Origin of the sequence: Cedecea sp. FDAARGOS_727 (assembly GCF_012273235.1) — a bacterium.
In the GTDB taxonomy this organism is placed as follows: Bacteria; Pseudomonadota; Gammaproteobacteria; order Enterobacterales; family Enterobacteriaceae; genus Cedecea; species Cedecea davisae.
Genome location: NZ_CP050966.1, coordinates 1,874,561 through 1,888,947, shown reverse-complemented (window position 1 = coordinate 1,888,947; position 14,387 = coordinate 1,874,561). Strand labels below are relative to the sequence as shown.

At 57.3% G+C, this 14,387-nt stretch carries 12 protein-coding genes; 3 read left to right on the top strand and 9 right to left on the bottom strand.

All coding sequences use genetic code 11. The features are described 5' to 3' along the window. Positions 1 to 60: 60 nt before the first annotated feature. Positions 61 to 897 carry a protein bax gene (locus FOC35_RS09075; protein WP_172568721.1) on the bottom strand — a complete coding sequence of 279 codons (837 nt, stop codon included), beginning with the start codon at positions 895 to 897 and terminating at the stop codon, positions 61 to 63. Positions 898 to 1,243: 346 nt separating this feature from the next. On the opposite strand from FOC35_RS09075, the gene FOC35_RS09070 reads away from it, so the two are divergent. The 3 genes from FOC35_RS09070 to avtA all read left to right on the top strand — a co-directional run bounded on the left by FOC35_RS09070 (position 1,244) and on the right by avtA (position 5,789). Further along, on the top strand, positions 1,244 to 2,011 hold the full coding sequence (locus FOC35_RS09070; RefSeq protein WP_172568720.1) for a hypothetical protein: 768 nt from the start codon (positions 1,244 to 1,246) through the stop codon (positions 2,009 to 2,011). Between the two features lie 120 nt (positions 2,012 to 2,131). Then, on the top strand, positions 2,132 to 4,162 hold the full coding sequence (locus tag FOC35_RS09065) for an alpha-amylase (protein ID WP_172568719.1): 2,031 nt from the start codon (positions 2,132 to 2,134) through the stop codon (positions 4,160 to 4,162). A gap of 376 nt (positions 4,163 to 4,538) precedes the next feature. After that, positions 4,539 to 5,789 (top strand): valine--pyruvate transaminase, encoded by a 1,251-nt coding sequence (gene avtA, locus FOC35_RS09060; protein ID WP_016538787.1) that lies wholly within the window; start codon positions 4,539 to 4,541, stop codon positions 5,787 to 5,789. A gap of 34 nt (positions 5,790 to 5,823) precedes the next feature. Here avtA and FOC35_RS09055 read toward each other — a convergent pair whose 3' ends face one another. The 8 genes from FOC35_RS09055 to FOC35_RS09020 form a co-directional block, all read right to left on the bottom strand. After that, complete coding sequence (locus FOC35_RS09055) at positions 5,824 to 6,846, bottom strand: HoxN/HupN/NixA family nickel/cobalt transporter (RefSeq protein WP_172568718.1); 1,023 nt, start codon at positions 6,844 to 6,846, stop codon at positions 5,824 to 5,826. A gap of 4 nt (positions 6,847 to 6,850) precedes the next feature. Next, positions 6,851 to 9,082, bottom strand: coding sequence for a carbamoyltransferase HypF (hypF, locus tag FOC35_RS09050; RefSeq protein WP_172570341.1), 2,232 nt, complete (start codon positions 9,080 to 9,082; stop codon positions 6,851 to 6,853). A gap of 104 nt (positions 9,083 to 9,186) precedes the next feature. Further along, on the bottom strand, positions 9,187 to 11,337 hold the full coding sequence (gene fdhF / locus FOC35_RS09045; protein WP_172568717.1) for a formate dehydrogenase subunit alpha: 2,151 nt from the start codon (positions 11,335 to 11,337) through the stop codon (positions 9,187 to 9,189). Between the two features lie 36 nt (positions 11,338 to 11,373). Next, positions 11,374 to 11,919 (bottom strand): electron transport protein HydN, encoded by a 546-nt coding sequence (hydN, locus tag FOC35_RS09040; RefSeq protein ID WP_016538791.1) that lies wholly within the window; start codon positions 11,917 to 11,919, stop codon positions 11,374 to 11,376. A gap of 148 nt (positions 11,920 to 12,067) precedes the next feature. Then, positions 12,068 to 12,550: a hydrogenase maturation peptidase HycI gene (hycI, locus tag FOC35_RS09035; RefSeq protein WP_172568716.1), complete on the bottom strand. Its 483-nt coding sequence runs from the start codon at positions 12,548 to 12,550 to the stop codon at positions 12,068 to 12,070. Continuing rightward, positions 12,543 to 12,953 (bottom strand): formate hydrogenlyase maturation HycH family protein, encoded by a 411-nt coding sequence (locus FOC35_RS09030; protein ID WP_016538793.1) that lies wholly within the window; start codon positions 12,951 to 12,953, stop codon positions 12,543 to 12,545. The genes hycI and FOC35_RS09030 overlap by 8 nt, the downstream gene beginning before the upstream one ends. After that, the gene (locus FOC35_RS09025; protein WP_016538794.1) at positions 12,953 to 13,717 is read right to left on the bottom strand and encodes an NADH-quinone oxidoreductase subunit B family protein; all 765 of its coding nucleotides are present in this window, start codon (positions 13,715 to 13,717) and stop codon (positions 12,953 to 12,955) included. The genes FOC35_RS09030 and FOC35_RS09025 overlap by 1 nt, the downstream gene beginning before the upstream one ends. Continuing rightward, positions 13,717 to 14,259, bottom strand: coding sequence for a formate hydrogenlyase complex iron-sulfur subunit (locus FOC35_RS09020; protein ID WP_172568715.1), 543 nt, complete (start codon positions 14,257 to 14,259; stop codon positions 13,717 to 13,719). The genes FOC35_RS09025 and FOC35_RS09020 overlap by 1 nt, the downstream gene beginning before the upstream one ends. Positions 14,260 to 14,387 lie beyond the last annotated feature (128 nt).

The window sequence follows — 14,387 nt, the reverse complement described above, 5'->3', positions numbered from 1 at the left end:
ACCATAAATAACAATGCCCTCCTGAGAGGGCATTTGTATTATTTCGCTAGCGTACCGACTTTAATTTGGCACCATTAAACGCTGGTTAGTCTGGAACATAGCAAACAGATAATTGTTATAGCTTGAACCCTTAGTCGAATACCCTTTCAGCTTATGGATCATATTGTTGGCGGTAACTTCCTGGTCCGCTTTACGCAGCTTGGCGCGCTCTTTGCGGAACGAAGAATAGGCCGGATGAGTATTCAGATTGGCAACATAAGAGCTCACGCCTTCTTTCAGCGAGCCGTAATGCAGGTAGCCCTTCACTTTTCCAGGCTCGCTGTTGCAGTGGCGCTTAGTGCACTTCATGCCAAACAGGTTGTTATTGCTTCGCGCCAGCTTCGAGGTTCCCCAGCCGCTTTCTGCAGCCGCCATCGTCGCCACCATATTGGTAGGGATGATATCAACCTTCTCCAGCAGATTGTTCCACGGCACGCGATTGGTGTTGCCGCGCCATGCGACCTTGTAGCGCTGGGTGATTCCTTTCAGACGAGCACGTTCGCTCGGCGACCAGCGCTTCTCGTACTGTTTTGAAATCAACCAGTTACGATCTGCGGTAATCGCTGCATTTTGGCGGGTAATATATGGCATGACCGTCCGGAGAAACGCTTTTTTCCTTGGTGTTCCGGAAGGGTATTTTCGCAAATCAGGAAGCGAACCATTTTCACTATTGCGAGAATACTCTTTTTTACTACTTGCCAGTTTACTACTTACCGTTTTTTTACTGCTTACTTTCGTTATATGGGCTTTACTGTGCGACTTAGGCTCATGTTTACTGGCTAATACCTGGCTTGAAAAGCCCACGGTCAGTAACATGAGTATCGCGGCCCCGAATCGTCGGAATGGGGGTGATATCATGAGTTCTCCTGGTCGGATCGATCGTTTCCAGTGCCTTATTTTATAAAAGGTTTTAGAAAATTAGGGGCGAATACTATCAAATTTAACCGTTCAGAGCACGTTAAGAAATAGTCCCATTCCGAAACAATGTCACCTAAGAACTTCTTATAGTGGTAAAAAGTATTGTAAAATTCGGGGGTTAATCACAGTTCAGCATTTCAGTAAAAAATGGACTGTTGAGGCTTATTCCTGGGTTTAGAGAGTTTAATTTTTGGTTATATTTTTAAGATGGCGGCAGCTGTGCTTCGGCGAGGTGTAACCGGGCAAAAGCGCTCAGATAACATTTAATACAGGAAAACTGGCAAACATGAGCCTGGTTCAGAACCTGATAAAAAAAGCCTTCGCTACCGCTAATGCAAATGAAGCCGCAAGCTTCTTAGCCAGCGCATGCAACCGTATGAAGATGCATAATAAAGAGCAAATTCAGGCGGAAGTCAGCGCGGCCCTGGTGAACGTAAATCTGGTACGCATTAGCGAGAAACCGCCGCAGGCCAAAACGGTTTATCAGGACTCTCCGGAAACCCTCAAACGCCTCAGAGAAGCCGAGTCGCTCTCCGCCAGCCTGCTTGCCCAGCTGCGCCAGGCGCAGCAAAACGCAGGTCAACAACCCTTACAGCAAGACAGGCCGGAAACCACCGAGCGCCTGCGTAAATATGAAAAACAGGTCTCCGAACTGCAAAAAGCCCTGAACATTAGCCAGGAGATGCACCTTAAGGAGTCGGCCCTGGTGCGCAGCGTCATGCAGCGCGAAATCGACGAGCTTAAAAGCCTGTTTAACCGCCAGAAAGAATCAGGCTCCGGGCTGGTTGAAAGCCACCAGCGTGAAAAAGCCGAGCTAAACCAGCGCCTGCAAGCCGCCGACGAGCTGATCAAAACCCAGCAGGAAGCACGCCACAGGGCCGAGGCGGAAGTCGCCAGCCTGCGCGAAAAACTCGAAAATCTGCGTGCCGACAGCCATTACAACTTCGAACAGTGTGAAACCCTGAACGCCAGGCTGACCAAAACCATCGACGAACTGCTGGCGACCCGCAATACCCTGAGCGCCCATTTCGGCCAGTGGCTGCCGAACAAATAGCAAAACGTTATCTCCGTCACTCACCCTCTCTGCTCCACCCCGCATAACGGGCAGGCGGGATGAGCGAAAAAACTTCATCCGGTGGCACACTGCGCAATAAATCCCCACCGGACGACGCGTATGAAACGGCTTACCCTCAGTCTGCTACTCGCTCCCTGCCTGGCCCATGCGGGCTGGAGTGCCTCTGGCCTGCCTCCCTTTCAGGAAACCAGCCCCGGCCTGTTTATCAGCAATGCTCAGTTGGATAAAGGCGCGCGTCCGCTGAGCCTGATGCTGGATAGCCGCTGCTGGCAGCCCGCAGAAGCCATCAGGCTGAATCAGGTACTCTCGCTTAAACCCTGTGAAGGCGATGCCCCCCAGTGGCGGCTTTTCCGTTCCGGGCAGTATCAGATTCAGGTGGATACCCGCAGCGGCACGCCAACCCTGCTGCTGAACGTTAAACAGGAAACCAGCAGCGAGCCTGAGCAAATCGTCAAACAGTGCCCGCGATGGGATGGCCAGCCGCTCACGGTTGACGTCAGCAGCACCTTCGCGGAAGGCTCTACGGTGCGGGACTTCTACAGCGGCGCAACGGCGAAAGTCGAACAGGGCCACATTACCCTGACTCCGGACGCAGGAAGCGGCGGCCTGCTGCTGCTCGAGCAGGCCGCCACGACCGGCACCGCGCCGTTCAGCTGGCATAACGCCACGGTTTATTTCGTCCTTACCGACCGCTTTGAGAACGGCAACCCGGCCAACGACAACAGCTATGGCCGCCATAAAGACGGCATGCAGGAAATCGGCACCTTCCACGGCGGCGATCTCGCCGGACTAACCGGCAAACTGGACTATCTTCAGCAGCTTGGGGTCAACGCGCTGTGGATAAGCTCGCCGCTGGAGCAAATCCACGGCTGGGTTGGCGGCGGCACTAAAGGCGATTTTCCACATTATGCCTATCACGGTTATTACACCCAGGACTGGACGCGTCTCGACGCCAATATGGGCGACGAGGCGGATCTACGAAGACTGGTCGATGAGGCGCACAAACGCGGGATGCGTATCTTATTCGACGTAGTCATGAACCACACCGGTTATGCCACGCTCGCCGACATGCAGGAATACCAGTTTGGCGGACTCTATCTCAAAGGCACAGAGCTTAAGGCGACTCTCGGCAAGCGCTGGACAGACTGGAAGCCGGGTCCCGGCCAGAGCTGGCACAGCTTTAACGACTACATCAATTTCAGCGACAAGGCCGCCTGGGATAAATGGTGGGGAAAAGCGTGGATAAGAACCGACATCGGCGACTACGACAACCCCGGCTTTGACGATTTAACGATGTCTTTGGCCTTCCTGCCAGACCTGAAAACCGAAGCTACTGCGCCCGCAGGGCTGCCAACCTTCTACGCCCATAAGCCGGATACCCATGCGCAGGCGCTGCCCGGCTATACCGTGCGGGATTATCTGACCCATTGGCTTAGCCAGTGGGTACGCGACTACGGCATTGACGGGTTCCGCGTGGATACCGCCAAACACGTTGAAAAGGCCGCGTGGCAACAGCTAAAAGACCAGGCCAGCACGGCATTAGTCGAATGGAAAAAAGCGAACCCGGAGAAAAAACTCGACGACGCGCCGTTCTGGATGACCGGCGAATCCTGGGGCCACGGCGTGATGAAAAGCGATTACTACGCCAGCGGCTTCGACGCAATGATCAACTTCGACTATCAGGAGCAGGCGGCGAAGGCGACGGACTGCCTGGCAAACATCGGCCCCACCTGGCAGCAAATGGCGGAGAAGTTGCAGCAATTCAACGTGCTGAGTTATCTATCCTCCCACGACACCCGCCTGTTCCGGGAGGGCGGCCAGAAACCGGCTGAGCTGTTAATGCTCGCACCCGGCGCGGTGCAAATATTTTATGGCGACGAAACCGAACGCCCATTTGGCCCAACGGGCTCCGACCCGCTCCAGGGCACGAGGTCAGACATGAACTGGCAGGATATTAACGGCAAGAGCGCCGCCACGCTCGCCCATTGGCAAAAACTCAGCCAGTTCCGCGCCCGCCACCTGGCCGTGGGAGCCGGAAAACAGACGACGCTAAGCGCGAAGCAGGGTTACGCCTTTAGCCGGGAGAGTGGAGATGACAAGGTGATGGTGGTTTGGGCGGGTAACCGGTAGCCGCCATTCTGAAACTTTGAATCCCACAGCCACGCCCTTTTCCCCGGCTCTCAGCGCCGGGGGTTGTCAGGGGGAATGGCGTAATTTCCCCTGACACGTTCACCGTTCTCTGCGCGTGCAGGGAAAACAAATTTACGGGTGAACGGAATATAACCGGGCTTGCAGAGGTTATTTGTTCTGTTTAGCTAACAGCCATCCTGAAAGTAAGCGTTGCTTTCAATCTCGCAGTTACGCCCTCACCATTCAACAGATCCTGCTGCATAGCACGAATCACACAGCACATTCACAAATAGAGGCTACGATTACCGGGTTTGCACGGCGTTATTTGTAGCGCTATGGTTAGCCTCTTTCTAAAAGTATTCAGCAGACCCACGTTATGACGTTTTCACTTTTCGGCGACAAATTTACCCGCCATGCAGGCATTACACGCCTGATGGAGGATCTCAACGACGGTTTACGCACCCCCGGCGCTATCATGCTCGGCGGCGGCAATCCTGCGCAAATTCCGGCGATGAACGATTATTTCCAGCAGCTGCTATCCGGGATGCTGGCCAACGGCCAACTGACCGATACGCTCTGCAACTACGACGGTCCGCAGGGGAAAAGTGAGCTGCTAAAACTGCTGGCCGAAATGCTGCGCGAAGAATTAGGCTGGGATATCGAACCACAGAATATTGCACTGACAAATGGCAGTCAGAGCGCGTTTTTCTACTTGTTTAACCTTTTCGCCGGACGTCATGCGGATGGCAGCACCAAAAAGGTGCTTTTCCCGCTTGCTCCTGAATACATTGGCTACGCGGATGCCGGGCTTGAAGAAGACCTGTTTGTCTCAACCCGCCCGAACATCGAACTGCTGCCGGAAGGCCAGTTTAAGTATCATGTTGACTTCGAACACCTCCATATCGGCGAAGATACCGGCATGATTTGTGTTTCGCGTCCGACCAACCCAACCGGCAACGTGATAACAGACGAAGAGCTGATGAAGCTCGATGCCCTGGCAAATCAGCACGGCATTCCGCTGGTTATCGATAACGCCTACGGCGTGCCGTTCCCCGGCATTATCTTTAGCGAAGCTCGCCCCCTGTGGAACCCGAACATCATTCTGTGCATGAGCCTTTCCAAGCTCGGCCTGCCGGGAAGCCGCTGCGGCATTATTATCGCTAACGAGAAAATCATCTCCGCCATCGGCAACATGAACGGCATTATTAGCCTGGCACCCGGCGGTATTGGCCCTGCCATGGCCTGCGAAATGATTAAGCGCAAAGACCTGCTGCGCCTGTCAGAGACGGTTATCAAACCGTTCTACTACCAGCGCGTGCACGAAACTATTGCCGTTATTCGCCGCTACCTGTCGCCGGAACGCTGCCTTATCCACAAGCCGGAAGGCGCAATCTTCCTGTGGCTGTGGTTTAAAGACCTGCCTATCACTACCGAGCTGCTGTATCAGCGCCTGAAAAAGCGCGGCGTGCTGATGGTGCCGGGCGACTACTTCTTCCCGGGGCTGGATAAGCCGTGGCCGCATACGCATCAATGCATGCGCATGAACTACGTGCCGGAGCCGGAGAAAATTGAAGCCGGAGTGAAAATTCTGGCAGAAGAAATTGAGCGAGCCTGGGCGGAAGCTTAAAAACAAAACGGGGCTTTGCGCCCCGTTTTTCATATTAATGAACAGCTAAAGAGTCATACCCCTTCCAGCGGTAGTTGAGCATCGAAACCCCCCAGCAGGCGATAAACAGCGCCACCACCACAAAACCGGCGTTGCCGAGGTTGTCATTCAGCATGCCGACCCATTCCCAGACGCCGCCCTGAAGATCCAGCTTATCCACCAACAGGCCAAGCGCCTCAAGGCCGCCGATGAACAATGCCACCACCACGGAAGTGCCGGTGATGGTCATGTTGTAGTAGAGCTTGCGCTGCGGCTTGTTGAAGGCCCAGCCGTACGCGCCCACCATAATCACGTTGTCGAGGGTGTCTATCAGCGCCATGCCGCTGGCAAACAGCGCCGGAAATACCAGAATTGACCAGATGGACATCCCGCTGGATGCGCTGGCGGCCGAGATACCAAGCACCCCAATTTCGGTGGCGGTGTCAAAGCCCAGGCCAAACAGGAAGCCCACCAGATACATATGCCAGCTTTTACCAATCAGTCGGAAGGTGGAGTTAAACAGCCAGCTCATCATGCCGCCGCCGGTGATTTCCGTCTGCTCGGCCGTTAACGCTCCGCCGCGCCTGAACTGGTTGAAGTTACGCCAGATGCCTTTCAGGATAATCAGGTTCACCAGCGCCATTGCCAGCAGGAAGCAGGCCGATACCGCCGTACCGATGGTGCCGCCGACATCATGGAACCAGCCCATATTTTTCTGGAAAGCCGCCGCCGTGGCGGCAATCGCTATCGACGCCAGGATAACAATGCTGGAGTGCCCGAGCGAGAACCACGCGCCGACGCCAAACGGGCGCTTGCCCTCCTGCATCATCTTGCGCGTAACGTTATCGATAGCCGCGATATGGTCGGCATCTACCGCATGGCTCAGGCCATAACACCAGGCGAGCAGGCTTGCCGCCATCAGCGCCGAACTGTGGTGAAAGGTCACCAGCGCCCAGGCCCAGGCCGCAAGATTAGCCGCCGCTAAAACCGCCAGCAGGAGACCGGCGCGTGGATTGGCACGAAGAACACGCAAAAACATCTTTTTATCCTTGTGGGTCGTTCATAAGACGGGCGGCAGCAACCACTGCCTGCCCCAGAGAAAGGGTACCGTCGCCCGCAGGCAACCGTGTCGGGAACAAAACATTTAAATCGCAGAGATAGAAGGCGAGACGTTCGCGCATCAGGCGGTTATGTAATACGCCGCCGCAGCAAACAACGGTCGTTGTACCGGCAAGTGCCGCATGGTGGCGAGCCAGCTCCGCCAGGCCTTTAGCCAGCGCGTCGTGGAACGCCCAGGCGCGGGCAGCGAGCGGTGCCTGCCAGCCAAGCCACTGCTGCCAGAAAACGGCCATATCGTGATGACCGTTCATCAACGACAGCGTCACCGGGTGGCGGCAAAAACCGCTTTCCAGCGCCAGAGTTTCAAGCTGACAGGCGGCCTCGCCCTCGTAGCTTTGCTCAAGCGGTGCGCAGCCAAGCGCGGCGGCAACCGCATCGAAAAGACGGCCACAGGAGGAGACGAGCGGCGAGTTAACGCCGCGCACAATGGCCCTCGCCAGCGGCTGCCAGTTCTGCTCGCGCAGCACCGCAGTGTCACAATACTGCTCCCAGCCGGGGACAAACGCCTCGCACTGAGCCAGCAGGTTGCGCCAGGGCTGCCGCGCCGCGAGGTCACCGCCGGGCAGCGCTACCGCAGGCAGGCCGCCAGCGTGAACGCAGGTCTGGTAATCCACCAGCAGGCATTCTCCGCCCCAGAGTTGGTCATCCGCGCCGTAGCCAATTCCGTCCAGCGCCAGAGCGATAACCTTGCCGCCGTCTAAAGGCCAGCCATGCTCGGCCAGGCAGGCGGCGGCGTGGGCATGATGATGCAGAACCGGGCTAACCGGGAGCGCCATCTCGCGCCCCAGGCTCGCGCTACGGTAAGCAGGATGAGCATCCAGGGCGACGTGCTCCGGCCTGAAGCTGTAAATATCGCACATCAGCGTCAGCGCCCTCCGCCACTGCTGCTCTACGCCTTCCTGAGCGAGATCGCCCAAATGCTGACTCAGCACGGCCTGCCCGCCGCGAACCAGGCAGAAGGTATTTTTGAGATCGCCCCCCAGAGCCAGAATCGGCGGCACGCCGCTAAATCCCGGCGGGAGAGGCAGGGCATCCGGCACAAAACCTCGGGCGCGGCGCAGCACCTCGCCGCTGGCGCGCACCACGGAATCATCCATGCGCTGGAGTATGTCGCGGTTGTGCAGCAGCCAGCCGTCGGCAATCTCCGCCAGCTCATCCAGAGCCTGCTGGTTGTCGATAGCGGGCGGCCTGCCGTTCACATTCCCGGAGGTCATCACCAGCGGGCCGTCGAAATCCTGCATCAGCAGGTGCTGAAGCGGGTTGGCGGGCAACATCACGCCGATTTCATTACGCCCCGGCGCAACGGCGCCGCTCAGCCCTTCCAGAGTGCTGCTCGCCACAAGAACAATGGGCGAGGCAGGCGTGGCAAGCTGGCTGACGGCCTGAGCTGGTAATCCTTCGGCATCCGGCACCATCACGGCCAGCGGTTTTGCAGGCCGCTGTTTACGCTTGCGCAGCCGCTCAACCGCAGCGGTGTTGCGGGCGTCCACCGCGAGATGGAAGCCACCCAGCCCTTTGATTGCGACAATACCGCCGCTTTTCAGGATGCTAACGGCCCGCTGAAGCCCCTGCTCGCCCCCAATACGCTGCTTGCCGCACTGCCAGAAGATCTGCGGCCCGCAGTCCGGGCAGGCCACCGGCTGGGCGTGAAAACGCCTGTCCATCGGGTTGCGATACTCTTCATCGCAGGCGGCGCAGAGCGGAAATGCCGCCATCACAGTTGCCGGGCGGTCATAAGGCATGGCGCGGATAATGGTAAAGCGCGGCCCGCAGTGGGTGCAGTTGATAAACGGATAGCGATAGCGCCTGTCAGCTGGATCGTTGAGTTCTCGCAGGCACGCCGGGCAGGTTGCGGCATCCGGCACAATCTGGGTATCCATCGAGCCGCTATTGCTGTGGCGGATAGTAAAGCCCCGGGGCAATGCCTCTCCCTCTAAGGGCCATTGTTCCACGCTGTCGATCCGCGCCAGCGGAGGGCATTCACGGTAAAGCGCGGCAATAAGCTCGTCCGGGCCGCAGCCAAGGCGCACCAGTACGCCTTCGCCGTCGTTGCAGACGTCGCCGCTTAGCTTAAGGCGCTGTGCAAGCTGCCAGACGAATGGCCGGAAGCCAACACCCTGCACTTTGCCGCGAATACGGAGTACGGTGCCCCTCACCCTCTGCCCAAAGGGACTGGAGGACGGATCGAGTTTTGGCTCTGCTCCGGACTCCGATCGTCCCTCGCTCTCTTCCAGAGAGAGAGCCGGGGTGAGGGTAAAGATCACGCTTCTACCGCCTCGCGCAGGCGAGCTTTCATCGCGTTATAGGTCGTTTGCGCATAATTCTCAGCCCAGGTCTGGTCCTCAATCGCACTCACGTTCACCGCGCAATATTTGGTCTCCGGCGTTTTGGAGATAGGGTCGAGGTTGTCCTGGGTAAGTTCGTTGCAGGCCCCGATCCACCACTGGTAGGTCATATATACCGAGCCTTTGTTAATGCGCTCGTTGACGTCCGCCCGGCTAATCACCTTGCCCCGGCGAGAGCTAACCCAAACCAGCTGATTGTTTTTGATCCCCAACTCGTCGGCATCCTGCGGGTTGATTTGCATAAAGCCCGGCTCGTCGGCGAGGGTTTGCAGCGCCGCGCAGTTGCCGGTCATCGAACGGCAGGAGTAGTGGCCCACCTCACGCACGGTACAAAGCACCAGCGGGTAAGTTTCGTCCGGGACCTCGGCAGGCGCACGCCACTCGGCGGCAAACAGCTGGCCTTTGCCGGTCGGCGTATCGAACTTGCTGTCTTTGTAGAGATAAGGCGTACCGGGGTGATCCAGCGTCGGGCACGGCCATTGTACATGCCCCATATCGCCCATTTTTTCGTAGGTCACGCCGTAGAACAGCGGGCATAGCTCGCGCAGCTCGTCCCAGATTTGCTGGTTATCTTCGTAGTGCATCGGGTAGCCCATCTCTGTGGCGAGAAGGCTGATGATTTCCCAGTCACGCTTGACGTTGTATTTCGGCTCAATGGCTTTTTCAAAGCGCTGGAAGCCGCGGTCGGCGCAGGTAAACACCCCGCCGTGCTCGCCCCAGGAGGTCGCGGGCAGCAGCACGTCGGCCACTTCGGCGGTCTTGGTCATGAAGATATCCTGCACCACGACAAAATCGAGCGCCTCAAAGCCTTTGCGTACCAGGCCCAGGTCCGCTTCGGTCTGGAGCGGGTCTTCACCCATGATGTAGTAGGCTTTTACCTTGCCCTCCATCGCCAGGTGCGGCACTTCGGTAATGCGCACGCCGACTTTGTCATCCATCACCGCCGGGTCGATTCCCCAGGCTTTGGCGAATTTAGCGCGAACCTCCGGGTCAACCACGTCCTGGTAGCCGGGGAACTGATTTGGCAGCACGCCCATATCACAGGCGCCCTGCACGTTGTTCTGGCCGCGCACCGGGCCAACGCCGACGTTCTCGCGTCCGAGGTTGCCGGTCAGCAATGCCAGGCTCGACAGCCCTTTCACCACGTCCACCGCCTGGCCAAACTGGGTTACGCCCATGCCCCACATAATGGTGGCGGACGGCGCGGCGGCGAAGGTGCGCATCGCCTGGCGAACCTGCTGAGCAGGAATGCCGGTTAAATGCTCCACGTCTTCCGGGGCATAGCCTTTAACGGTTTCGCGGTAGGCCTCCAGCCCTTCGGCATATTTCGCCACGTATTCTTTGTCGTACAGCTGCTCTTCCAGCAGCACATAGCCAAAGGCGTTGACCAGCGCCATATTGCAGCCGTTTTTGATTTGCAGATGCTGGTCTGCGATGCGGGCGGTTTCGATGCGACGCGGGTCGCAAACGATAATTTTTGCCCCGTTGCTTTTGGCCTTAATCACCCGGCGAGCCACGATGGGATGCGAGTCGGCGCAGTTGTAACCCACCACCAGCAGGCATTTGGAGTTTTCGATATCGCCGATGGAGTTGCTCATCGCCCCGTTCCCTAACGTGGCTTGTAGCCCGGCAACGGACGGCCCGTGGCAAACGCGGGCGCAGCAGTCTACGTTGTTGGTATTCAGCACCGCGCGGGCGAATTTCTGCATCACGAAGTTGGTTTCATTCCCGGTACCGCGGGAAGAGCCGGTGGTCATAATGGCGCGAGGGCCAAACTGTTCTTTAATCGCCTTCAGGCGTTTCGCGGTGTAGCTAATCGCCTCTTCCCAGCTTACCGGCTGAAGCTTGCCGCCTTTCTCGTAGCGAATCATCGGCTGAGTGAGCCTTGGCGTCAGCAGCTTGGTGTCGTTGAGAAAATCCCAGCCGTAATAGCCTTTCAGGCACAGCTGGTTCTGGTTTGTGACGCCTTCCGCCGCTTCGGCGCGAATAATTTTATTGTTCTCTACGACCAGTTTCAGTTTGCAGCCCGCACCGCAGTATGGGCAGACGCTGGTAATCTTTTTCATCAGTAACAGACCTGTTAAAAGTTGAAATGCTTGGGATTAAAAACTCAGGGAGACGTTGGTATCGAACGCGGCACGGCGGCGTTTTTCGGCGCTCATCTGCTCCAGCATATTGCGGTCAATGCAGAGGATGGCGTTGGTTGGGCAGGCTTCCATACAGGCAGGGCCAGCCTCGCGGTGATGGCAAAGGTCGCACTTGTTGGCTTCGGCTTTTTCAGCGCGCACCTTAAGCCCTGCGCCGCTGTTGCGGATAACCGGGCGGACAACGACTTCCATCGCACCGTACGGGCAGGCAACAACGCAGGTTTTACAGCCGATGCAGCGTTCCTGCATGACGTGGACAAAGCCTTTATCGCGGCTAATTGCGCCGTTCGGGCAGACGTTAGCGCAGGGCGCGTCTTCGCACTGGCGGCACATGGTTGCGGTGGAGATATCTACGCCTTTGATGACGTGAATACGCGGCAGAAAAGTTTGCGCGGTCAGCGCAGAGCAGTCCTGTTCTTCCTGGTGGGATACAACACAGGCTACCTCACAAGTGCGGCAGCCAATACATTTGCTCGAATCAGCAATGATGAAGCGGTTCATCATAAACTCCTGCAATAAGTGCGTTATTGCTGACTCTTATTCATAAACCGTGCCAGTTTTTAAAATTCAATATTTTCATTATGTTATAGAGAATCCCTTCTCTAACTTCGGTGACGTCGACACTTATGACGATGACATCACGGGCGACTTAGTCACCCGTGTCCTCGAAAGAAGCCTCCAGCGCCGCAAAACCACCGTCACCTTCCCAGCTTGCCAACCGCTGATAAACGGTTTCCACCGCCGTTTTTATCGCTTCGGTCATCGGGTAGTAAAAACCGACGATATCTGGCTGAATGCCGAGGAAAATAACTTCCCCCACGTCCTCTTTAAGCTGATCGACCAGATAATTCAGCGGCATATTGTGGGTGGTCATCATAAACATCTCGGCAATGTCGTCCGGGTCGATAGTGCGAGTCTCGCCGGGACTGAGCATCATGTCTGTAGCATCGACAATCAGCAGCAGCTCCGGGCGCCGCTCGCGAATAGCAACCACGTCGTTTTCCGGCGCGGTGCCGCCGTCAATGACAATCCAGTCGCCCTGAGGGGAGGCCTGGCACTTTTCTGCCAGCAGCGGGCCGGCGCCGTCGTCGCCCATCATGATATTGCCGACGCAGAGTAAAACTTTAGTCATAACGCCTCCGAACCATCAGGTAGATGGCGGGTTCCTGTTGAATGGCCTGAAGCATATCGAGCAGCGCCTGGCTCCAGGCCTGCTGCTCCGGGGTCTGAGTCGGTTTGGCCGCATCCAGCGCCCGCGCCAGCATCACAACGTGGTTCTGGTCGATGACGATTTCGCCGTAGCGCGGCACGCCTTCCATTTTGCGCCGCGCCTCGCTGCCGCCTTCAAGCGTGGAGATCCACTCCCGGTAAGCCTCATACGGGCAGACCAGACTCTCTTTCAGGCAATCAATGATGCCAAGATGATGGCCGATAGCCAGGCTGTAATAGACCACCTGCTGCGCGTCAGCCGGGGTATTGTCGTTATCATCGACAAATTTGCGGCTGAGCTGGCAAAACACCACCGACTCGCTCATTACACGCGCTCCTGATGCACCAGATTTTCAAGATTGGCCACAATCTCGGTCAGGCGCGGATCGTTTTCCGTGCTCAGCCACCGCTGCACGGCATCGCCGCCTGCGGTCAGGTTTGTCATGTAGTTGTCGGCAATCTGGCGGCCATAGCGGTAGCCCGCCAGGCGACGAGCGGCCCGGTCAATGCGCACGCGCAGCGGCTGAACCATATCCGGGTGCAGGATTTTCGCCGGTTCCACATCCAGCTCGCTTGCCGGACGGGCCTGAATTTTCTGCTCCAGCAGGCCGAGCGCCATCGCAAAGCCGTACAGCGTGGCGGCGGGCGACGGCGGGCAACCTGGGATATAAACGTCTACCGGCACTATTTTATCGGTGCCGCCCCACACGCAGTAAAGGTCGTGGAAGATACCGCCGCTATTGCCGCACGCGCCGTAGGAAATGCAGATTTTAGGGTCGGGAGCCGATTCCCACGCCCTCAGCGCCGGGGAACGCATAGCGCGGGTTACCGCTCCGGTAAACAGCAAAATATCAGCATGACGCGGAGAAGGAACCACTTTGATACCAAAGCGTTCAGCATCGAAAAGCGGAGAAAGCGTGGCAAAAATCTCAATTTCACAGCCATTGCAGCCGCCACAGTCCACGCGGTAAACGTAGGCCGAGCGTTTGATGTTTTTCAGCAGCGAAGCCTTCATGCTGGCGATGGACTCGTCCACCGTCAGCGGCACCGGAATGCCGTTATGGTCGCGTGGCCCAAGTAAATCACTCATTAGCTGGCCTCTCTCATCTGGCGGGTAAAATCAATACGGTCGGAAGACACCAGGCTCTGCTGGCGTTTGCATTCCGGGCAGGTTTCAAAGCCCTGGCGACGAGCCTGCGCGCGCGCATCGCCGTTGTGCTCCAGCAGCGCAATCGCGTAGTCGATCTCTTTTTGAACCGCGAATGGACGCCCGCACTCCCGGCAATTACACAGCGGGAAATGGGCTTCCTGGAGGAAGTCCGCCTTGTTCCACACCGCCAGCTCGTACTGCTGAGAAAGCTTAATGGCGGCGGTCGGGCAGACTTCTTCGCAGCGGCCGCAGAAGATGCAGCGCCCGAGGTTAAAGCGCCATGCCAGTTGCCCTTTAGCCAGATCGGTTTCCACGCTAAGAGCGTTGGAAGGACAGGCATTTACGCACGCCGCGCAGCCGATGCACTGCTGCGGGTTATGTTCCGGTTTACCGCGGAAATTTGGGTCAACGGCAATCGGCTGAAGCGGATATGACTCGGTTGCGACGCCGCCCTTGATGGCTTTTTTAATGAAGTTAAACATGCGTTTTCCTTGTTTGCTTGGTCTTAGAACAACCCCTCACCCCGGCCCTCTCCCTGGAAGGGAGAGGGGGGAAAGCTAGCTCGATCCAGTTCCCTCTCCCCTTTGGGGAGAGGGTTAGGGTGAGGGGC

Coding starts and splice junctions, on each gene's coding strand:
- FOC35_RS09065 (WP_172568719.1), top strand. CDS start 2,132: ATGAAACGGCTTACCCTCAGTCTGCTACTCGCTCCCTGCCTGGCCCAT.
- hycI (WP_172568716.1), bottom strand. CDS start 12,550: ATGACTAAAGTTTTACTCTGCGTCGGCAATATCATGATGGGCGACGAC.
- FOC35_RS09030 (WP_016538793.1), bottom strand. CDS start 12,953: ATGAGCGAGTCGGTGGTGTTTTGCCAGCTCAGCCGCAAATTTGTCGAT.
- FOC35_RS09020 (WP_172568715.1), bottom strand. CDS start 14,259: ATGTTTAACTTCATTAAAAAAGCCATCAAGGGCGGCGTCGCAACCGAG.
- FOC35_RS09055 (WP_172568718.1), bottom strand. CDS start 6,846: ATGTTTTTGCGTGTTCTTCGTGCCAATCCACGCGCCGGTCTCCTGCTG.
- avtA (WP_016538787.1), top strand. CDS start 4,539: ATGACGTTTTCACTTTTCGGCGACAAATTTACCCGCCATGCAGGCATT.
- FOC35_RS09070 (WP_172568720.1), top strand. CDS start 1,244: ATGAGCCTGGTTCAGAACCTGATAAAAAAAGCCTTCGCTACCGCTAAT.
- fdhF (WP_172568717.1), bottom strand. CDS start 11,337: ATGAAAAAGATTACCAGCGTCTGCCCATACTGCGGTGCGGGCTGCAAA.
- hydN (WP_016538791.1), bottom strand. CDS start 11,919: ATGAACCGCTTCATCATTGCTGATTCGAGCAAATGTATTGGCTGCCGC.
- FOC35_RS09075 (WP_172568721.1), bottom strand. CDS start 897: ATGATATCACCCCCATTCCGACGATTCGGGGCCGCGATACTCATGTTA.
- FOC35_RS09025 (WP_016538794.1), bottom strand. CDS start 13,717: ATGAGTGATTTACTTGGGCCACGCGACCATAACGGCATTCCGGTGCCG.